Source organism: Laspinema olomoucense D3b, assembly GCF_025370785.1.
GTDB classification, from domain to species: Bacteria; Cyanobacteriota; Cyanobacteriia; order Cyanobacteriales; family Laspinemataceae; genus Laspinema; species Laspinema olomoucense.
Genome location: NZ_JAMXFA010000008.1, coordinates 151,403 through 172,332, shown reverse-complemented (window position 1 = coordinate 172,332; position 20,930 = coordinate 151,403). Strand labels below are relative to the sequence as shown.

The 20,930-nt window shown below is 40.6% G+C and carries 23 protein-coding genes; 17 read left to right on the top strand and 6 right to left on the bottom strand.

The features are described from left to right. The first annotated feature begins 90 nt into the window (after positions 1-90). Entirely contained in the window at positions 91-1,917 is a 1,827-nt protein-coding gene (locus NG792_RS08435; RefSeq protein WP_261235171.1) for a hypothetical protein, read from the top strand. Between the two features lie 225 nt (positions 1,918-2,142). On the opposite strand, the gene NG792_RS08430 is transcribed toward NG792_RS08435, so the two are convergent. The 3 genes from NG792_RS08430 to NG792_RS08420 are packed head-to-tail and all read right to left on the bottom strand — an operon-like array spanning position 2,143 to position 3,482. Next, positions 2,143-2,334: a hypothetical protein gene (locus NG792_RS08430; protein ID WP_261235170.1), complete on the bottom strand. Its 192-nt coding sequence runs from the start codon at positions 2,332-2,334 to the stop codon at positions 2,143-2,145. Next, positions 2,321-2,962 carry a hypothetical protein gene (locus NG792_RS08425; RefSeq protein ID WP_261235169.1) on the bottom strand — a complete coding sequence of 214 codons (642 nt, stop codon included), beginning with the start codon at positions 2,960-2,962 and terminating at the stop codon, positions 2,321-2,323. The genes NG792_RS08430 and NG792_RS08425 overlap by 14 nt, the downstream gene beginning before the upstream one ends. Beyond that, positions 2,943-3,482 carry a hypothetical protein gene (locus NG792_RS08420; RefSeq protein ID WP_261235168.1) on the bottom strand — a complete coding sequence of 180 codons (540 nt, stop codon included), beginning with the start codon at positions 3,480-3,482 and terminating at the stop codon, positions 2,943-2,945. Before NG792_RS08420 ends, NG792_RS08425 begins: the two co-directional genes overlap by 20 nt. A gap of 564 nt (positions 3,483-4,046) precedes the next feature. Here NG792_RS08420 and NG792_RS08415 point away from each other — a divergent pair. The 14 genes from NG792_RS08415 to NG792_RS08350 all read left to right on the top strand — a co-directional run bounded on the left by NG792_RS08415 (position 4,047) and on the right by NG792_RS08350 (position 13,885). Next, positions 4,047-4,625: a hypothetical protein gene (locus tag NG792_RS08415; RefSeq protein WP_261235166.1), complete on the top strand. Its 579-nt coding sequence runs from the start codon at positions 4,047-4,049 to the stop codon at positions 4,623-4,625. Between the two features lie 400 nt (positions 4,626-5,025). Further along, positions 5,026-5,628 carry a hypothetical protein gene (locus tag NG792_RS08410; RefSeq protein ID WP_261235165.1) on the top strand — a complete coding sequence of 201 codons (603 nt, stop codon included), beginning with the start codon at positions 5,026-5,028 and terminating at the stop codon, positions 5,626-5,628. 6 nt (positions 5,629-5,634) lie between these two features. Continuing rightward, entirely contained in the window at positions 5,635-6,396 is a 762-nt protein-coding gene (locus tag NG792_RS08405; protein WP_261235164.1) for a hypothetical protein, read from the top strand. An 8-nt stretch (positions 6,397-6,404) separates the two neighbouring features. Continuing rightward, complete coding sequence (locus tag NG792_RS08400) at positions 6,405-6,680, top strand: hypothetical protein (RefSeq protein WP_261235163.1); 276 nt, start codon at positions 6,405-6,407, stop codon at positions 6,678-6,680. Then, a complete protein-coding gene (locus NG792_RS08395) occupies positions 6,677-6,928 on the top strand; it encodes a hypothetical protein (RefSeq protein WP_261235162.1) in 252 nt (83 codons plus the stop codon). The genes NG792_RS08400 and NG792_RS08395 overlap by 4 nt, the downstream gene beginning before the upstream one ends. Before the next feature lie 26 nt (positions 6,929-6,954). Beyond that, the gene (locus tag NG792_RS08390; protein WP_261235161.1) at positions 6,955-7,914 is read left to right on the top strand and encodes a hypothetical protein; all 960 of its coding nucleotides are present in this window, start codon (positions 6,955-6,957) and stop codon (positions 7,912-7,914) included. After that, positions 7,911-9,581 (top strand): type IV secretory system conjugative DNA transfer family protein, encoded by a 1,671-nt coding sequence (locus NG792_RS08385; RefSeq protein ID WP_261235160.1) that lies wholly within the window; start codon positions 7,911-7,913, stop codon positions 9,579-9,581. The genes NG792_RS08390 and NG792_RS08385 overlap by 4 nt, the downstream gene beginning before the upstream one ends. 122 nt (positions 9,582-9,703) lie before the next feature. Then, on the top strand, positions 9,704-10,279 hold the full coding sequence (locus NG792_RS08380) for a hypothetical protein (RefSeq protein ID WP_261235159.1): 576 nt from the start codon (positions 9,704-9,706) through the stop codon (positions 10,277-10,279). Positions 10,280-10,347: 68 nt separating this feature from the next. Continuing rightward, entirely contained in the window at positions 10,348-10,806 is a 459-nt protein-coding gene (locus tag NG792_RS08375) for a hypothetical protein (RefSeq protein ID WP_261235158.1), read from the top strand. Next, entirely contained in the window at positions 10,803-11,105 is a 303-nt protein-coding gene (locus NG792_RS08370; protein ID WP_261235157.1) for a hypothetical protein, read from the top strand. The genes NG792_RS08375 and NG792_RS08370 overlap by 4 nt, the downstream gene beginning before the upstream one ends. Further along, positions 11,102-11,986 carry a M23 family metallopeptidase gene (locus tag NG792_RS08365; RefSeq protein ID WP_261235156.1) on the top strand — a complete coding sequence of 295 codons (885 nt, stop codon included), beginning with the start codon at positions 11,102-11,104 and terminating at the stop codon, positions 11,984-11,986. The genes NG792_RS08370 and NG792_RS08365 overlap by 4 nt, the downstream gene beginning before the upstream one ends. Beyond that, entirely contained in the window at positions 11,983-13,122 is a 1,140-nt protein-coding gene (locus tag NG792_RS08360) for a hypothetical protein (protein WP_261235155.1), read from the top strand. Before NG792_RS08365 ends, NG792_RS08360 begins: the two co-directional genes overlap by 4 nt. Further along, positions 13,119-13,427, top strand: a complete 309-nt coding sequence (locus tag NG792_RS08355; protein WP_261235154.1) for a M48 family metalloprotease — start codon at positions 13,119-13,121, stop codon at positions 13,425-13,427. The genes NG792_RS08360 and NG792_RS08355 overlap by 4 nt, the downstream gene beginning before the upstream one ends. Further along, entirely contained in the window at positions 13,424-13,885 is a 462-nt protein-coding gene (locus NG792_RS08350) for a RuvC family protein (protein WP_261235153.1), read from the top strand. Before NG792_RS08355 ends, NG792_RS08350 begins: the two co-directional genes overlap by 4 nt. A 15-nt stretch (positions 13,886-13,900) precedes the next feature. Here NG792_RS08350 and NG792_RS08345 read toward each other — a convergent pair whose 3' ends face one another. The 3 genes from NG792_RS08345 to NG792_RS08335 are packed head-to-tail and all read right to left on the bottom strand — an operon-like array spanning position 13,901 to position 18,643. Beyond that, complete coding sequence (locus NG792_RS08345) at positions 13,901-15,424, bottom strand: hypothetical protein (RefSeq protein ID WP_261235152.1); 1,524 nt, start codon at positions 15,422-15,424, stop codon at positions 13,901-13,903. A gap of 33 nt (positions 15,425-15,457) precedes the next feature. Next, a complete protein-coding gene (locus NG792_RS08340; RefSeq protein ID WP_261235151.1) occupies positions 15,458-16,771 on the bottom strand; it encodes a hypothetical protein in 1,314 nt (437 codons plus the stop codon). A gap of 51 nt (positions 16,772-16,822) precedes the next feature. Next, positions 16,823-18,643 carry a CHAT domain-containing protein gene (locus NG792_RS08335; protein ID WP_261235150.1) on the bottom strand — a complete coding sequence of 607 codons (1,821 nt, stop codon included), beginning with the start codon at positions 18,641-18,643 and terminating at the stop codon, positions 16,823-16,825. Between NG792_RS08335 and NG792_RS08330 the strand changes: the two genes are divergently transcribed. Next, positions 18,621-19,844 (top strand): tetratricopeptide repeat protein, encoded by a 1,224-nt coding sequence (locus tag NG792_RS08330; protein WP_261235149.1) that lies wholly within the window; start codon positions 18,621-18,623, stop codon positions 19,842-19,844. The two genes, NG792_RS08335 and NG792_RS08330, sit on opposite strands and share 23 nt — an antisense overlap. Further along, on the top strand, positions 19,816-20,607 hold the full coding sequence (locus NG792_RS08325; RefSeq protein WP_261235148.1) for a hypothetical protein: 792 nt from the start codon (positions 19,816-19,818) through the stop codon (positions 20,605-20,607). Before NG792_RS08330 ends, NG792_RS08325 begins: the two co-directional genes overlap by 29 nt. Positions 20,608-20,930: the final 323 nt, after the last annotated feature.

Here is a 20,930-nt window from a genome sequence, read left to right as displayed (position 1 = left end):
CGAATTTTCGATTAATCGATAAAATTAAGCCAGCAAAAAGGCGAGTACCACCTCGCCTAGACCAAAAATAAATACTGCATCTACCATACCATGAATACCCTACAAGCATCTACAGCTAAACCGTTTAGCCCAGTTCTGCTAAACCTCCGTTTAGATTACGATTACAGCACTTTCGGCTCCCAGGAACTCCAAACCGAAGCCCTGGAGACCTTACAGCAATTTTTCAGTTTTGTTCAACACACATTCGTTACCGGCCTTGAGATTGGGCGCAGTTTCCGTCAAATCCTCCAAGAACTTTGCGAAGAGAATGGTTCGACCGAAGGGGCTCAACTGTTTGACGAGTGGCTAGAATCCTCCGACTTCGGGGGTTCGACTTGGATGGCCCGGTCGCTCATCCAGATTTCAGAATGGTTTGACGGCCAACGTCAGCGCATCCAGAAGCTCATCCTCAACTCGGTCCAATCCTGGTCCATCAGCGCTGTCAAAGAACTCACCAAAATCAGCGATGAGCACCTGCTCGTAAAATTGCTCAAATCGGGCAAACAAACCGTCGCCAGCATCCGTCAGACCCGGAAAACGATTACTTTAGGGCAGCCCGCCACCCTTGCCGATTGGCGTTTAATCTCCTATGCCTCCTGCGAGATGGATGAGGAAAGTCTCGCGACCCTGCAAGCGGAGGCATTACGTCTAGCTCAAATGTCCCAACCGAATGCCGCCGAGCCGGTGGTCCTCACCGACCATTTGGTTGAAGCGGTCCAAACCCTGACCGACTGGAACATCTCCAAACTCATCAAATCCCAACACAAACGCAAAACTAACCCGGCGATTAGCGCCTTCCTTGCCAACTGCGCTTCCTCTGATGAAGTGGTTCCGGAAGCGCAACTCAAATGGATAGAGCGCGGGTTGGGACTCGACCCCACAGCTTCCCAAGAATTTCGCGCCTGTGTCCAGAATTTGGCCCAAGCTGAAGCAGGAAACTCTGGCAAGGCCGTAGCCAAGCATCATCATCTCCAACAAGCCTTAGCCCAACAAAAACTCGCTCCAGCCGTCCCCAAATCTCCAGACCGAGTGGCGCAACTGGAACGGCAAGTCCGGGACCTGTCGGCGCAACTTAAAGAAGCGGACAAAGCAACTGCCCTGATTCATGCACTCCAAGCCCAGCGCGATCGCCTCGAACAAGAAAACCAAGAACTCCAAGGACTTATCCAGGAAAATGCCCAGAAAGATTTAGAGATTCACCTACTCCAACAACAATTAGCTCAAGTCGAAGCCACCCGGTCTGATGCAGTCCTGGAGCAGTTAAGACAGCAGAATCAACAACTGCTAAGTCAACTTGACCAAACCCAGCAACGTTACGACGCCTTAGCTTCAGAGATGGCGGCATCCAAACAAAATATGAAGTACAGCGATAATTCAACTTTGGTCGCCAAAGTCATGGCCTTAGAAGCCGAATTAGCCGAACAAACACAAAACTCCCAACAACCAACCACCCCCGCACAAAATCCCCAGGTTGAAACTTATAAATCGCTCCTGGCGCAAATGGCTCACCCCATCCCCGCTTCTCCCGTCAACGAAGGCGATCGGGTCTTGGTCGTCAAACCGGAACATCCAGCCACCGGGGAATTTGTCACCGTAACAACTGAACCCGATTCCGTAAATTTTGTGAACATTCAAACCGATGCCGGTGCCACCTGGCATATCTGCGCGGAAGATTTGCGTTTGGAGGGTATGTTGGGCGATAGGGGCCTAGATTCTATTTCCGAAACTTTTGCCGCTGCTGCCTCGAAACAGTGCCTTCCCGGTTGGACAGAGAAGGGTTATCGCAGCCCTTATGGGTTGTTCTATCGCGGTTGGGCTGCGATCGCCCAGTTTGCTGAGTCGGTCTTGCAATCGGAGTCAGCGGTGTTCATGGGGTAGCTCACAATAGAGTTGGGCCGAATCAGGAACGAGTGGGGAGTTTACGCTCCAATCGGATGGCCTATTTTGGTCTAATCTTGATGAGTTCATTGGTTCTAGCAACGGGGTCCCTCTTCGCTTTTTCTTGAGTCTTTTCATGTGGGCAATCTGCAATCTTTTATTTATTAAGAATAAAGACAAGCAAAAAATTGTTAATATGAAATATATTATAGGCAGTATCTAAGATTAGTTTGGATTGTTAAAGCAATCCGAACCATAAAGTAATTGCCTAGAACCATCAGGTTTATATTGAACACAATAACCATCTCTGGCTCTCCACCAATCAATTGCTAAAGCAATCACGACTATTAAAACTAAAGTGATGGTTACAGTAATCATTAATAATTTTCTGACCTTCAACCAATTAACTTGTTGCATAAGGATGAGATTTAGTGACCGTATCAAGATTAGTAGCCAGTCGATAAAATTTATCACCAGCTTCTATTAATTCAAATTCAGTAGTCAACTCAGCCCAAACTGTAGGATTCAATCCCCCCTCATAATTATGAACAAATTGACTTTCTTGATGACAACGTTGTTTCAAAATATCCAAATCACCCGGTAACCAGAAATCTTTCATACAACGTTGTGTAGCTTCGGAAGCAGGAGTTTGGAGAAGTTGTTGCATCGGGTCATTAATCCAAAGTTGTCGGTCAGTCATCATCTCCACCAAAGCCATAGGTCTTTCAGATTCGACCATCCGATTAAGAATTTGAATCAATGTTTTGTTTAAACAAATTTCCCCATTAAATATCCAATTTTCATCTCGGGTAACTGGTTTAGATTCAGGTTGTTCTTCAGCTAAACTTACGGGAACTCGAAAAACACGAAAACCTTGGCTGACCGGGCATTTGATGAAGGCTTCTTTGGAACGAAGTCTTACAGCCCAAGTGGCGATCGCTGCTGGTTGTTTCAATAAATTCCTGGCTACTTCTACTGAATCACATAATAAAGTTAATCCTTGTTCGTTTAATATCACATCGCAATCATTTGGGAAGTTGTTCATAATCTTTAACTTGTTGATAACCGTTAAGCAATTTAGCTAAATCTTCATAATTCATATCCAAAGCCGAAGCAAGTTGAATAATCTCGCCTTGGGTAGGGGGACGGTCACCTTGAATTAATTGCTGTAAATCATCAAGAGGAATCAGAGAATTGTCGGATAATTCGGACAAATCCAGCCCACTGAGTAAATCTGGGAGTGTTGGTGAATCGTAGTCTAGCCGATTTTTAGCCAAATTCAGAGCTTTAGAGGCAATGAGGACTAGGACCTTGGGACTGAACTGGGGAAGACTACGGAGGATTTCACCATATTCTATTTTTTTTTGAGGGACTGTCGGCAATTGTAACTCTTGTCTGCCCAGGCGTTCGATTATTTCACTAATGGATAGACTCAGACGTTTACCCAAAGCTTTAAGGCCCTTATATCCTGTTGGAGTTAAGGATGCGTTCAGTCTGGCTGTTTTCGGTTCATCCCAAATACTGCCCTCATCCTTCATTGATTTTTTGCCTTTGCGCCTCGACATAATTGCCTCTGAATCCTTTCTACGTCTTTATCCTATCCTTTTTTCCTCCTTACTTCTTTTAGGTCTTATGTAAAGATTTTTTTCGGGAATAGACAAAAAAGAGGAGAGGTGCTAAGGTAATACACAAGACCAAGACGAAAAAGACCAGGCGTAATACATAAAAGCTGGAGAGGAAAGGTCAATAACCCGTCAGCAAGTCTTTGACTCTGCTGAGGGCTTGAAAAACAGCCCACGTTGACCAGCCTGAGTGTCTAGCACACTACGTTAGCGGCAAGCGTTAAAGTTCCTACCCTAGAATGCGTGCCAGTTCTAGGCTGTAGAAGTTGGTAGTTAAACCGGGAGCCTCGGGTGAGTAGCCGTGCTACCAGCAAAGTACCGACCGTTAACATTGGCGAGGCAAACGTTTACCCCAGAAATGGGAGTTGGGGACAACCTTATCCCCTCATGAGGGGCAACCATACCCCTCCACCAACATTATTCGAGGAAAATGGTTTATATGCTGTCTGTTTTCCTCTCACCGTTATAAATAACGGGAGTCCCCAACAGCTAATTAACTAATTGACGATGGAGCCACCAGAAAAAGCCAAAGCAATATCTGTATATGAGTTCTGCCGGAAATGGATGCCGGTACTATACAAAAAAAAGCTGTATCAACCTAGTTGTGGCCTAAAATACCCAGGGGATATAGGTTTTGTTCAACAAGCGGCTGTGTTTTTAGCTGAACTCCTACCAGAAACCGGGTCAGTATCTTCATATAAAAATTATTTGAGTGGAAGACAAGAAGATACACCGACCCAAAAAATGTTGGAAGTATTATTAGGACAATTGGACTATATGTGGTCCAGCACAAATAGAATCAACTTGATAAGCCCCTTGTCAGATTCATTAGAAATGTTCTGCAAAAAATGGAGTAAAATATGGTGGCTAAAACCAAGTTACTCTAAAAGTGATATGGCAAGATTCATTTCATGGATATTGGCAATGTCACCTAAAGATTGTTTGAATTTGATAGATAGCTATAATTTCCGAAACGCTACTAGAATCAGACTTTTGCTCTTTTATCTGGCTGCTCTTGAAGAATCTTGGCACTTGTATTTATATCATTTACATCTCTCCACAAACACTTTTCGTAAAAGAGCTTAAATTAAAGAGCTTAAATTTTCAACTCCTTTTATGGCTCCTCTCATGGAGCCATTTTTTTGTCCATTTTTTCTATCCCTTTTCTCCAATAAATTTTTGACCTATATAATTTCCTTTGTCATTTTTCTAATTTTTACCTTATCCTAGACTTGTTTTTTCCCTGCTACAGCATTTATTTCTTTAATTATCACTGATTTTTAACCAAACTTGTTTACCTTTTTATGACTTGTTCATAACATTGACACAGTTAGACATCATATTTACTCAACCTACTCCATCGCATGAGGTCACACCTATGACATAGTTTATCCTCAACTTAGTCTCATAACACCAGTAACAACAACAAAAATATCTTGATGTTTCTAAGAAACAAAAACAAAAATCTGATGATGTTATTAGCCAAATGTATGCAATCAAAGTAGCACCCACAGAAGCCTTGATTCTTAATCAAGACAAATCAGTAATCAATACTCAACCAATTTATCCCCAAACATCAACCTCGGAAACGACCTCAGAAACGACCTCGGGAACAACACAGGTAAAAAATGAGGAAGAAAAAGAGTGGATATTATGGGGAAAAAAGATAAATCCGCAAGCATATAACTCAAATATTTTATGGGGAGTACAGGCTTGCAAAAGTAGATACAGAGCCACCTACAATTCATTGGTGGATTTCAGACGAGCGATGGGTGTACCGGCATCAGGACGAGGGGCATTCACAGCTAACCAAATAATCAAAATGGACTGTGGATGGGTAGCTTCAAGAATGCAAAATCCCCGTATCACTAGGAGAGAATTCCTAAAACTTTGGGAGGATTATCTTTCTTTTCCACCAGAAGGCAGATTAATTGAATATTTTCAAGATGTCTACAGAGTCTCATTTCCTGAATATCTGGTCGAAACTCAAAATTCGGATTTCCTGGAATCTCTACCAGTTTCTGCTGTGCTCGTTTATTGCTCTGCTTATCTCAATCAAAAAACCTCAACTCAACAATCAGGAGATTAATCAATCATGGATAAAGTAATCTTGCTCTCAGAATTAGCCGAATCAGTTAAGGTGATTGAAGGTGACCTCATTGAATTTTTCACAATCTTAGGCTTCTCTCTTTCCAAAAATAAAGGCAAAACTACGGTGACCGGCAGTCTTCAAACTGAAGAAGGTGAACTAGATGCAGTTCAGACAGCTAGACAATTTGTGGATTTGGCTGGAAAACTTAGTCAGGAAACCAATACATTAGTCTCAATTATTGACTTAGCCAATCAAATTAAATCAAATCAAGAAGCTCAATCTACTCAATCCAATTCTTTGCCTCCAGCTAATTCTGAACCATTAAACAATTCTGATTCTGAAGCAATGGACGATGAATTAGGAAATTCTGTAGAAAATGATGATGTAGACGATAAAAAGGAGGATGTTTACAACCAATTACAATCCGCTTCAAAATTATCAGTCAAAAGTTCTCCTTCACAAGCCTTAGATACTTATGGGTCATTACTTGAACATTTGGCTCAACAAAATGAAGCAATGGCTCCAATCATAGCTCTGGTAGCTGCTCAGGATTTAATGCAAAAGACTCGAAAAATTAATCCATTTACTGACCCTCGAACTAAACAAGTCTTTGAAGAGTTAAAAAAAAGGGAAGCGGAGGACTTCATGAACGCATTACAAGCCAATCCAGATGGTCAAGAAGTCGAAGTCATGGAATTGTCGGCATTTATGAGGGGTCGGCTTTGTCAAAAATCAACGAATGCCTTACCAGAGAGTTCCAATTAAATTCTGAAGTGGCTGATTGGATTGAAACTTATATTCATCAATCCGCTATCCAATCAGAAGTCAAAACACAAACAAAATTAGAATTATCTGGTTGGTGTGCAATCGCCTCTATCGGAATTAATAGCTTGTCGGTGGCAACCACAACCACAATTGCTGTAGCTATTAAACCAACTCAATTACCTAATCAATTAATCCAAGGGGGAATCTTAGGTCTTTGTTTAGGGGCGATCGCCTCAATCAGTTTCATCAAATACTCAATTACACAAATCAGAAAAATTCGATGAAATCATTGCTGAAAACTCTCAAAAATCGTGCCAGACATCTAGCAATTGGAGTAACTTGGTCAAGTCTAGTTGGAGCTATTACAGGATGTATTGCTTATGGAACGATGGCAGTAGCATTTAGTCCAGCAATGGTAGTAGGAGGTTTAGTAGTTGGGGCTTTTGTTGTTCCTTTGATTGAATATTTGTTTCAGTCCGATACTTTGAATCCTCAATGGTACGAAGAAGCCTCCAATATTGTTCACTATTAATCCCACTCATTCAACCAGAGGTAATTATGACAGTCGCCGGAATTGAAACTTATTTTGATGATTCCCTAACTCCGGAATCTAATTGGAAAAATTGGATAGTTACTGACCTAAAACCCAGTTTCTTGAATATTTTGCTTAATAAATATGTCATGACAACATTGGCAATAGCACTATCTAGTTTGTTTTTGGGAGCAATTGCTGTTGTTCAATCTCAAGCTCAGTTAGTACCATCTCCTACTAATGTTGCTGAAATTGATGCAAGAAATTGTGATGCAACATCCATTGCTTGTCTCAATGCCATCCGTACCCAAGCTCAAAACCAACTACAAAATAAACAACTGACCGAAGCCTCGAAAATAACTCAATTCGACCTAAATCCAAACAATCCCACAGAAATGGGGTTGATGCAAATGGTTATGAATAACGAGGCAATAGCATTCAATGCAAGAGTCCAACAAGTTCGGGGCGATCGCAATGACCCAAACTATGGTCTGCATCCAGAAACGATTCGGAATAATAGCATAACTACTGCTGTTAAAAAAATTGCTCTGGCTGCTGGTGGTGAATCTTCAACCTTAGTCTGGAAAGACTCAGGGGCTGTCAAAACTGATTCATCAGGGAAACCAATTTTAGATGAAAATGGGGAAACTCAACAAAAAGTTTTCTATGAAAAACTTTCTCCCCACATGACCCAAGTAATTGGAATTGTTCAATTACTGGTAATCAACAGTTCGAGAAATTCTAATATTCCTCAGTCTGATTCAATAGCAGTCGCCCTTGACCTGATAAACGGACAACAAGACATTAAAAACTCGGTTATTTCCTTACTCAGACTGCAAGGTTTAGACCAAGTAGCCAATCAACTTGAACAACAAGATATGTATGGTCGTGAGGTGGTTCCAAGTCTTACTGAACAATTGCAAGAAAATTCTCAAGAAAATTCTCAAGAAACAGACTACTACAATCCATTTCCGGGAGGATTATGATGAATTTGAAATGGTTGGCAATGGCTCCGGTTAGTTTGATTATAGGCAGTTGGATGTTTGCAACGAGCTTTGAATCGACTGGGCCAGTCCCAGTTTTGACCAACGCCTACAATAATCAAACCCAGGAAGTCTCATTTGGGGTTCCTGATACTGCACGAAGGATTTTGCAATGGGGTGGAATGGCGATCGCTCTCGGTGGAACTGCTGCTGCTACCTTCCTTTCTTTAGGTGATAAGCAAAAAATATCTGATAAGCAAAAAACATTTGATAAGCAAAAAACATCATCTTCCTCTCAATCACATCGTACTCAACCCTCTACTCAACCCCAAACTCAACCCTCTACTCGTCCCTCTACTCAACCCTTTACTCGTCCCCTTACTCGTCCCCCTGTTCATCTTCCTACTCATTCAAAAGAGGATATTGAATTTGATATATGGAGGTCTGGTGCTGATGTTTCTTCTGATGTTTCTGAAATTGATTTGACTGAATCAACTGATTATCTGACTGAAACATCTCATATTTCTAAACCTGATTACTATTCATTTGATGAAAATAACGATGATGTACCTGATGAAGTTGATGTATCTGATGAAGTTGATGAAATCTCACCCATTGTTTTATCAGGATATGCCCCAAGCAAACCAACCAAAAAACCCTCCAAAGAACCTAATCTGCTGAAAGAAGCAGCACTTTATGGTTCAGGACTAAACCTGAACAAAATCAAAGGACATCTATTAATTCCCGCCACAACCCAGTCGGGCAAAACAAGTACACTGTGCGGAATGATTCGAGAAGTCGTTCAAGTTTGTCCTGATGTGATTTGGAACGGAGTTGACCCAAAAGGTAGTGTGTTTTTAGGGTTGGAAAGATTATCTCATCCAGATGGGTTTCCAGTGATTGTTAGTGTTGAACTCGATAACCCTTACCAGGGAATTATGAATACTATCACTCTCCTCAGACGAGCCATGTCTGAACAAACTAACAGGAAACGAATCAGACAAAAAGCTCGGCAAACTCGTCAACCTTATAATCCAACCCCTTACGTCGTCATTTTAGACGAATGGCCGACATTATTGAAGGCTGCCAAAGATTGTGACCCGAAAGCCCAAAGAACAATTATCCAACTTGCTGAAAGTTTGGCTTTTGTTGGGTTAGAAGATAATATCTTTCTTTGGATTATTGCTCAATCTCCATTTGTCAAACAGTTGGGTTTTGATGTCTCAGTTTCAGCCCAACTGACAACTTTTGCAATTGGTCGAGCATTTAATCCAAAATCCATTGAACTTTGTCGCCAATCAATCAATCGGTCACTTTCCGATAAAAATCAACGACTCAAGCTCTTTCACCAACTAAATACTATGGGTGAAGCTCATCCCTATCATCCCATATTTTTCTTTAGTTCCCGAAATCAAATGTCCTATGCTCCAGATTTATCCAACATTCAAGAACAATTGATTTTCCATCCTGATGATTCACAACCAATCAATGATTCACTAGATGATTCACCCTGTAAACCCCTGAATATAACACCTGAACATCTCGAAATAATGCAACGAGCTAGTTCAACTCCAGTAGATTCACCCGGAGATTTACCAGTAGATTCCCCAATAGATTTATCTATTGAATTTAATCAATTTGTTGAAAGATTCCGGACTAATGAAGAATAAATAATGAAGACAATGAAAACTCAACAATTTATTCAATTTAGTAGACCTCCTCCTATCAGACAATTCTGAGTATCCTTCTCATATAATCTATCCTTCTCATAATCCTCTACAGGGAGAAAGTCATGAATTCTTATCCAGAAGCAGAATCACAAGGTTTACAAGATGCTCAAAATCAATTGAAAAAAGCTAGAAAAATAACTGAAGATGCTCTTGAAGCTCTTGACCGTGCAGGTCATAGTGCCTCATCCCGTTTGAAAGGTGCACCTGATGCTATAACAAATGGTGCTACTCAAGCCGTACAAACTATTACTGATACGGTAGGAACTACTCTAAAATACTCAAATCCTAAACACCCTTTCAAAACTATTGGGTATTGGGCAATGGGTATTGGTCTCTATGTTATTGCACTTGCTGTTTTCAATGCTTGTCAAGGTGTTGTTTCAGGAGTGGCTAGTGATAAACCTTTACCACATAATGCCCCAGCATCTGCCAAAGCATCTAATGCAACAGTACGAGGACTCAAATTGGTTACTAACTTAGGTAGTCCTTTGGTTGAAGAATTTGATGGGGCTTACCGAACCCAGCTTGTTAATCAATCTCAACAACAATTTGCTGGTCAAAATGCTCAACCAATTCCTTTAGACCGTAGTCGTAACATCGTTGTTCAAACCAATTTACAACGCTATCAAGGTCAATAATTCTAACTACAACAAGCGACGGTTATCTCAAATTGTTCGCTTGTTGTTCCTTACTAGGAGAAATTATCATGAACTCAAATCCAATTCAAAACTTAACTGATAAAAATGGCAATCCTTTGAAAGGTGCAGCTTTACAAGCTAGACTGACTGCCCTTCAAAAAAAAGAAATCGAAATTAAAGCTCGTGAATATTTACAAACAAATCCCATTTCTTGTTGGAATGAAATAGATACAGAAGATAAAATTCAAATTCTCGTATCTCTCAATAATTTAATTGAGGATTCTTCGCCTTCAGATATTAACATTCAAACTATTGACCAGCAAACTCAAATAAAATGGGCAGAACTTCCAATTTTTCAATTAATTAAAGCATCAGGATATTTATTAGCCATCGCCGGAGGAACCATTTTATTATTTCTGACAATCAAAGGAGGTGAAATATCAGATGTTAAAGAGGCAGGAACAACATTGGGCGCAGGAATCGCTCTTATCAAATTTTGTTACGACCAAGAAGATACAGAAAAATGAAGCAATTCATAATCATTCCTAGAATACAAGGTTTGCTTGTTTTGCTCATGCTGATTCTGTTCGGGCTAGACCTGGCTAAACCAGGAATTGGTCAATTTGCACTCATCCCAAGTTGGAAACAATCCGCCCAAACCAGTATTCCGAAAATTCCAAACTCACTCCCAATTCCTTCTATTCCCGCCATTCGGACTCAAACTGCCACCCCTTCAGCCGCACCGAACAAACCCACTCAACCCCCACCACAACGAGCCAACTGCACAGTGGTCGAAACCTATGCCGGTCAATGTCAACCAATATGAACCAAACCTCACTTGATATACTGCAACGTCTCCCAGATGAGTTTCAATATCGCGAACTCAAAGGGATTGAACTGCGAACCCAGCGCCAAAGCCAAGAACAACGCGAACGCACTGAAGCCGAAAACCAACAATGGATTGCTCATTGGGAATCCCAGGCAACGGACAAGGAACGAGCAAGGGCACAATATCAAGCAGCAGTGAATCGGGGTCAGGCTGTCTGTGCGATCGCCAGTTTGATTTTGCTCTCGTTCATGCTGATTCCGGGACTCAACCGAATGGCAGAACGCACCCTCAAACTTTACGAGTGGACTCATTCACCGGCAACCACGACGGCAACCACGGTAACCAATGCTCACCCCTACTCCAACAAGACAACGGCTCCGGTTGCTCAAGCAAAAGTTGTCCCGTTCCGGCCACTGAAACAACATCGCGGTCCTCATTTTTACGATGATACCCCAACAGGTTCTTATGATTATGTCCTCGAACGCGATGGGTCAACAGCCGTCCCTATTCCTTCCCCTTGTAATGGAATTATTGGCCGAGTATGGTTCCAAGGTCGGACAGGAAACCTCTCAACAGGTTTTGGTGCAGGTCAGATTGTTGAGGTGGCCTGTGACGGTGGCAAACTTTGGCTGTTTGGACATTTGGTAAAAGGGTCGCCAACAAAACAACCGGGCGATCGCATTACCAAAGGAGAGGATATCGGCATCCAGGGTAAAACTGGGCGGACAAGTGGCGTTCACATCCACAACCAAATTCATGAATATTCCATTGGAATTGACGGGGTTCCCGTGCGCGGCGCTCGCATTACAGACCGAAAACTCACCCAGCCCCTCATTGATGAATATCGCGATTTCTTAGCAACAGGAGGCGATAAGTGAAACTTCACCACAAGATTTTGATAGGAGCCAGCGTAGGTGCGATCGCCATTGGAGGAATCAACCACCACATCAACGTAATGCCGTGCCAATTGCTGTCACCTGGAGCCAAGCAGATGTGCGAATTCGCAACCATTCCGGACACCGCCGCTGCTACTCAAAGTGGGTTTGTTTTAGGTGGAACTCTGACGGCCATCGGTCTGGGATTGTCCGTCTTGTCACATTCAGGCAGCCTCCGCAATGGAGGCAATCGCTCCGACAACATAGCCCCTGACTCGTTCAGTTCAGCCACCAGTGTCGGCGAGTTGTACGCCCAGCAGTTGATGCAACGTCTCCAGCAACCGTTACCGCAGCAGGCTGAGTTTAACTGGAATTGGTTGCTTTATGGTGCGGTTGGGATTGCTGGTGCGATCGCCATCATCAATCCCACCACTCGCCAAACAATTGCTGAAACGGGGCTGGTTCGTCCTCTTGCTACTGCCGTTGAAACCATCACCTACCGGACTCCCCCAGCGATTGCCGATGTTGCAAAAGATATGAATTCCATTGCTGTTTATGCTATTGGTCACGCTGAAGGAAACTTGACTGTCTCCGGACAAGAAACATCCTTGATTAAAGGTCATGTTGACCCTAGTTTGATTGGTGGTAGAAGAGTGTGGAATAAAGGTTGGTGCAGTAATTATGGAAAAGGCGGTAATTTAGACCAAGCCAATCAAGGTTGTCTGGAACGAACACAATCTCGCATTCCATTAATTTCTTCCCGAATGGAAAAACACGGTCTACCACCTGAACAAAATTTTGAACTTTTCCTTAATATTTTAGACCTTTGGAATCAAGCTAGTCCCCGAGTTAGTGATGTGGCTCCTAAAGTTGCTGGTGATTTATATAAGAAAGGATTACGAGGTGATGAATTGATTCAACAAACTCGTATTGAATCTTTTCGTGATGAATCAACTGGTCTATTAAGCGCTGGTGGTTTGTTCAATATTTGCGCTAACCCTCGCAATCAAGCTCATGATTTCGTCAAGATGCACCCTTACCGTTCTGAAAATTGGAGAAATGGCTGTATCGGCTGGGACCAAAATCGACGACGTAAAGCAATCAGTAATGTCTTAAAACACCGAGGTTATAAAAGATGAAAGACTTTGTTTCTGGAATATTTGTTGGTGGTTTCATCGTGGCTGCTGTTTATTTGGGTTGGGTTCACTTTGAGTTTGAATTGTTTGGTATAATTATCAATAGCACTCAATTTGAATCCGAAAATAATGCTCGATGTCGTGAGGAACTTAAACGGGCTAATCAACGCGCTTTTGCTTCAGATAAAATTGCTCAACAAATGCGAAATCGTGCCTTAATTGCTGAACAACAACTTCATCAAATTCATCAACAAAATTTACAATCACACCCAACTCACCCTCAACGTAATCAACAACTAGAACCATGAAATTTATTGGAATAGACCCAGGAATCACAGGAGCGGTTGCTATAATCAACTCCTCAAAAATTCAATTAATTGATTCACCAATTTTTCAAATAAAAACCAAGAAAAAACCTGATATTGCTGGATATTATCAAATTCTTAAACAATATACGGAGGATTCTACAGCAATTATAGAAGAAGTCCATGCAATGCCAGGACAAGGGGGTGTAAGTGGATTCAATTTTGGGACAGCATTCGGTATATGGATTGGAATATTGGCGGGTTTAGAAATTCCTTATGAATTTGTTTCACCCCAAAAATGGAAACGCCAGATGGGAGTAAAAGGAGAAAAAGATGAATCAAGAACTGTAGCTCTCCAATTATTTCCTCATCTGGCTCCCCAATTAAATCTCAAAAAACATCATAACCGCGCTGATGCTTTATTGATGGCTGAATATTGTAAGAGGCGATCGCTCTTTTGATGGCTAAACGTCAAGTTAGGTAATAAAGAAACTGATACCAGCCATTGAAATTGTGTTATTTGTTGGAGACGCAGGAATACCCGCAATTATTTGTCCTGCTGTGTTAACATCTACTCTGACAAGAGTACCTCCATTCACAAAGCCTACTTGCCAACTGATTTGATTAACATTCGGTCTATATCCCACCGGCAACGTTCCAAATATTGTTCTATCACCACTCACTCGTTCTGCTATTCCTTGCAATAGGACAAGTTTACCCATTCTCCGGCAAGTAACAGGATGCCCACTCAACGACTGCCATCCTGCCGCGAATGTTATCCCTACAGGTGCTTCAGCAGTAGCAATTGGTCCTTGTGGTCCTTGTGGTCCTTGTGGTCCTTGTGGTCCTTGTGGTCCGGTTGCACCTGTTGCACCTGTTGCACCTGTTAAACCTCGTAAACCTTGTGGACCTTGTGGACCTTGTGGACCAGTTAAACCTTGAATTCCTTGTGGGCCAGTTGCACCAACATCACCCTTATCTCCTTTTGGACCAACAGGACCAACGGGACCGGGTTCACCTTGTGGACCTTGTGGACCTTCTGGACCACCAGCGGGACCAGGTTCACCTTGAATTCCTTGTGGACCAACAGGACCAACAGGACCTTCTGGACCAATATCACCTTTAGGACCAGGTTGACCTTGTGGACCAATTGGACCGGGTTCACCAGTATCACCTTTTAAACCTTGAATTCCTTGTGGACCGGGTTCACCAATATCACCTTTGGGACCAATAGGACCAATATCACCAACCGGACCGGCTTGACCTTGTGGACCAACCGGACCAACTGGACCAACTGGACCGGGTTGACCAACTTCTCCTTTATCTCCTTTTGGACCAATGGGACCTTGTGGACCAATAGGACCGGCTTCACCAACTGGACCGGGTTCACCTTGTGGACCTGGGTCACCTTTATCACCTTTGGGACCAATTGGACCTGGGTCACCTTGTGGACCAACGGGACCAACTATCCCGGGTTCACCTATATCACCTTTATCACCTTTTGGACCTGGGTCGCCTTGTGGACCTGGGTCACCTTGTGGGCCTTTTAAATCAACAAGTTCACCAAAAGTCCCGTTTGTATTTTGGAGTTGAAGTTGAGTACCAATCCATTGATGAGTTGGAAGTACCACATCATCATCAATAATCCAAAGACTTGCTCTAGTAATCTCGCCTAGTTCTGTTCCAAATACATTGATTAAATCCAGAGGAATAAATTCATCTGGTTCAACCATTAAATCTTCAATGATTTCAAAATCACAGAATTTTACACCTCCTTCCCCATCGGCCCACAACAAATCTTGACCTGTTCCCGTGCCATGAGGAACATCATAATCTGATTTTCTAGTTGCTCTACCTTCAATAGTAGTTGACGAAATATTGCGTACTCTTACCCCACATTGACCTGTTAAATCTCCTTCTCTGATTACTCCTACTTTTGGAGTCAACCAATTTCCATCTTCCCTTACACGATATTCTGCTTGAGTGAATTGTAATGTCATAATTTCTAAACCCTCAACTTATTCAAAATTATATCATGGAGTCAAATACAGGGTCGAATTAAATTCTTCTGGCATAGAAGATTCGGTACTGTATTGAAGATAATATGTTCCGGGGTTTAGTCGAATTGTCCCTTCACTTTGATAAGCATCATTAGAATCCCAGATAACTGAATTAGCTTGTTCATTAAGTAAAGCAGCGATGGCATTATTAGTGGTTAATCGTAAAGTCGCTGGCATAGCCAGATGGAAGGTAAAAAAGTCAACGACATCATCACCCCCAATAGTTTCTATAATTTCGCTATAACCTGAGTGGTCTGAACCTGAGATTTCTCCATTATTCCAAATAATCCCTTCTGGTTCAAATCCTTCTGGATAAAGAGTTCCTAAGAACCACGCAGTATCCGCAGAATTATTGCCATTACCTTCAATTTCCTCAAATATTTCGGCAATTCTTTCTATTTGATGGATGTGTAATTCTGTAGTTCCTGTTGTATCAACTGTATCTAATGCTAGAAATCCAAGGGTTCCATTAGCCACTCTAATTTGAATGGTGATTAAATTACTAATTTTTCGAGTTGAGCTAAGTGGATTAGTCGCTTGACTTGGAATTCCCCACAGAGTTAAAGTCTCATCCGCCCAAACATAAATAGCATCTTTCTCTGTTTCCGAGGTTGAGATTTGCCATTTAACTTCATAAATTCCGGGTAACAGATTGTTCCATATAGCCAAACTGCCTTCTACTCCGTAGCCATTTAATATTGAGCGATCGCCTGTCAATTCTTGAGAAAGAGTTGAAATAGCTCTTGCACCTGTTGCTGTTGATATTTGACAAGTTGTGTCTGTTTGTACATTGCCTATTGTTTTTGTTGGTATCAGAGATATTGGTTCTGGAACCAAATATGGTAACGGTGACAAATATTGTAAATTGCGTATTTTGAATTCAGTGTTGCCTATTTTGGAAAATACATCCAAGGCAACAAAGGTGATGTAATCATAAACAACTTCAATAGTGGTAGTAAACCAATTTCTTACCCACACTGTAGAAGATTGTTGAGTAGCTCCTTCTCGTCCTGTTACTTTGACGAATCTTTTTCCATTCCAGGCATAGAGTGAATCATTGTACTCTAATTCTCTTGAGTATAAACTTACCTCTATTTGATAAACTCCCGGAGCCAAGCCAGTTAATTTAGCTGCACTTCCTTCTGTTCCTTTCTCTGATAGGAAGTTTTCTGTTCCTGTTACTATTTCCCACAACCTCGACATTTGTAAACTTGTGTTTCCTGTCGATAAAGTAATTTCCGACTGGTCTATCTGTACTGTGCCTCTTGTCAGTATTGAATTCTGCATAATTGAAAATAGAAAGACTCTTATCTGATTCTAACATGAGTTTAAAAGAAGTTATTGACCAATTAAAACGAACCCTGCCCAAAAGAAGGGATGGGAAAATCGGGGGGTGTTAATTAAATTTAATTGAGCTTTAGATAAAGATTCAGATGGAGATAAACCGTGTTGAAAAAGATATTTGTAAAATTCATTCATAAACAGGGCAGTAGCTTCATCATCAACAGCCCAGAGAGTTGCTAAAGTAAATCGCGCACCGGCACGAGCCGCCAATCCTGCTAATCCCAATGTAGCTTTCTCGTCTCCTACAGCCGTTTCACAAGCCGATAATACTAAAAGTTCAATTGGCTTAGAATTTAGGGTTAATAACTTTTCTAATTCTCTAATATTTAACTTACCATTCCAAGTCAATAAAAATGTTTCTTCAAAACTTGAGCTAAATTTCCCATGTGTTGCCAGATGTACAATTGGATAATAATTTTTCTCTAGTCTTTTCCTCAGATTTTCCAGAGTAAAATCTTGATTCAGTAAACTCAAACTATGAGGAGCCAATTGCTGAATTGTCTCGATTTCAACTTCTACTTTAGGCAATTCATTAAATGCTTGATGAGATTCAGTGATTCCACCGGCTAAAATCTCATTCTTTATTGTTTTGGGTTTAGACAATAATCCTTGGGAGATAAGTATCTCATATCGAGTAATAGCATAAGATTCTCCATCGTGCATTGTTGCCAAAGGCAATCTCCTAAATTGATTATCTAATCTAAAAATTAAAGTTTTGACTTCTCCTGATAAATTTAAAGGTTTTATCAACCAATCATAAAGCTTTTCAGAAAACTCTTTTGAGTCAATATCTTGAATATTTTCATAAAAGTTATCAGTAAATTGTTGAAATTCTGCTTCCGTGATAGAAACTTGATGAATTTGATAACTATTCTCTCTCACGGAAAGAACCATTAACCGATTGGGCAGCAGAATCGGATAAATCACAATGCTGTCAGGTTCAGATATAGATATTAAGTCAGATTCTAAGCAAATTTCATCAAAAAAGATGCTAACTTCAGTTGATTGTTTTTGTTCAATGACAGATTGAGCCAATTGTAATTGTTCAGTGCTGGCATCTGGTTTAAGTAATATATCCAAAAATTCTTGATAAATCGGTTCAATCTCTTCAAAGTCTAAGGATGAAAATTTAATATGAGATAAAGCATCAGAATACATAAGGATAGCCGATTCAGTATTATCCATCTGGGAATATGTTCGAGCCAGACCCCATGCCCAACGAAATAGGGCTTCAGAATCTTGTTGAGATTCGGCAATTGCATAAGCCTGATAAAATTTATCTTTAGCTGATTCAATATTTCCTTGCAATTCATTTGTTCTGGCTCTCAAACCTAATGAATAACTTAGGAATTTTGATTCAGAAACTTGGTTTAAAATATTTAAGGCTTCTTGATATAGTTCAATTTGGATTAAACTATAACTAAAATGTATTCTTTCTGAATCGGTAGATATTCCATGTTTAAGTTCATCAATAATTTCTAAAATTTGTTCGGTTACTGGTTGTTGTTTGATAAGCAGAGAGAGCAGATTGAGTTGAGCCATGATATAGGTATCATTCTCGTCTGTCTGGTTTATAATGGATTGATATAATCTAATCGCTCGATTTGGGTCATTAGTTTGAACTAAGTTAGCTAAAATTATTACAGCTTTTGAGCGGTAGCTATTTGATGGAGCTATTTGTACTGCCCTTTCGGCTGCTGTGATATCTCCCTTAATTGCTTTATCAATTAATTCTGAATACACCTCTGTAGATAAAGTCTCTGTAGAGATTGACAATGTTGTTAACAAACCCATGACTATGGAAGATAATCTCATTAATTTAATCGATATTTATGATAAAAGTATCTCTAATTATAATCCAGATAATTTACTTTCACTCTTAATCAATCGGTCTAATATTCAGAATCAATTAAATAGTTCTCCAGAAAGTTGTCTAAGAATTTTGGAATTAGACCAAAACTTCAAACGACTTAATTTAGAAATTCCTGAAGAATATCGTCAACTTTTTAATCCTGAGCAATCACATTGGTGGTGGTTTTGTAAGACCCGACATAAACTAGATAAATTAGATTGGTTATGGAACGATATTTCTTTAGGTGTGTTTGCTGCTGCTGCTTCTGTTTTAATAGATACTTGCAGCAAGTTTTTATTAATTGGTCCTGACATTATTAGTTCTCTGATTCTAGGTAGTCATTCTATCTTAGCTGTTCTTGCTGTCCAGGGTTCTCTTACTAAAAAAGGTCAATTTATCCTGGAAACTCTTTTTAAAAACCTTGGTCTTCCTCGCTATTTATGGAAAGAATCACAGCTATTTTTTAGTATAATTTGTTTAGTGATTGTTTTGCTGTTCCATAATTATGTACTTCCTGCTTTATCATCTTACTACACAACCAGAGGAATTGTTTATTATGAACAGGGAGAACTATTTGAGGCCAATCAAAGATTTAAGAGAGCTTTTAAAGTAGATGAAACCAATGCTAAAGCTGCTTATCAACTAGGCTTAATTCAAGAATCATTAGATTTAGATGAGGCGATAAAATATTACAAAATAGCTTTAAATAGTGGATATGTTCCAGCCTATAACAATCTAGGAAGAATTTTGCTAAAATCAGGAGAACTAGAATTAGCTACAGTATTCTTATTACAAGGAATGAGAGAATTAGAGAATACCAATTATGAAGAATTAGAATACTATTTATTAAAAAATTTAGGATGGGTACGCTTAAAACAAGGAAGATATGAAGAAGCTAAAACAGTCCTAGAATTAGCGGCTAAGGTTGGATTACCATATAGAAAAGGAGTAGCAAGTCAATGTTTATTGGCACAAGTCAAAGAAAATTTACGTCTGGACCCACAAAGTGAATGGCAAAATTGTCTGGCCTATGCTTCATCAAATAATCCAGATGAGGATGAATGGATACATCAAGCTAGAGAATTTTACAAGGAAAATGAGGAAAAAATTTGGACTGATTACAACAATTCTTTGGATGAGTTTAACAACAACAGTAAACGCTAATACAATAGTAGAGTTAAATGGTCGAGCTTATCTGAATCGTCAGGGAACAGTAATTGAAGCCAGTCAGGGACAACGATTACAGTTTGGGGATATTATCAGAACTAGAACCGGAACATCTATGAAAATTTTGTGTTCCACAGGTCAACTATGGAATGTCCCGGAAAACGTATTCTCAGGTGTCGCAGGAGGGTGTCGTAGTCGCTTAAGCCGTTTTCGTAGTGGCGAGGGCCTCAATATCCATCCTCTGACTCGAATTCAACCAAATCAAACGTTCAACATTAGTTGGTCATCTAATTTAGAATCGGTTGAAGCAACAATAACTCTATCCTCCGATTTAGGACAAATTTGGTCAGGCACAGGAATAGATACGGTTGAAATCCCTGCTCTTGACCCAGGATTTTACACGGTCACTGTAAAAATTGGTTCGGCAGCTTCGGCTATTGGGCGATTTGAAGTGGTCAAACTGGATGAACTCAATCTCATTCAAAATCAGATAAGGCTTCTTGACACGCTCTCTTTATCTGATGAGCAGAAACAGATTGCTGTTGCCAATATCTATCTGAATGAGGGACTTCACTATGATGCCCTGGAATTGCTTAAAAATTTGAACACTGCTGAATCATTTCTGATTAGCGGAGACCTATTCAATCAATTGGGTCTGACTGAACAAGCTGCTTTTCACTACTCTCAAGCTCTCATCATAGCCATTCAGAATAATCAGTCAGACTTAATCACCCACATCTTCTACTCTCTTCTTAATTGATGAAAGACACATCAGTTTTTTGGCCCTTTTCTATGTCACTGACATTGCTTGACATTGCCTGACATTGACTGACATTGCCTGAGTAAGACTCACCATACCCTCTGCTCATCTTGACCCCTACAAACCTGCTGGGGTCTTTTTTTATTCCTTGCACTTCTATTGCAATACTCTATGAAAATGTGATTGATGTACATCCCTCGAACAGACCAGGTTCTAGTCACCTCTAGGTCTTCAGTCAGTCAATGAGGGGTCTGACCCCCTATTTGATGAATTAATGAGGTGAAGGGGATGTTTAATCATCTGGATTGCATAAACTGAACACC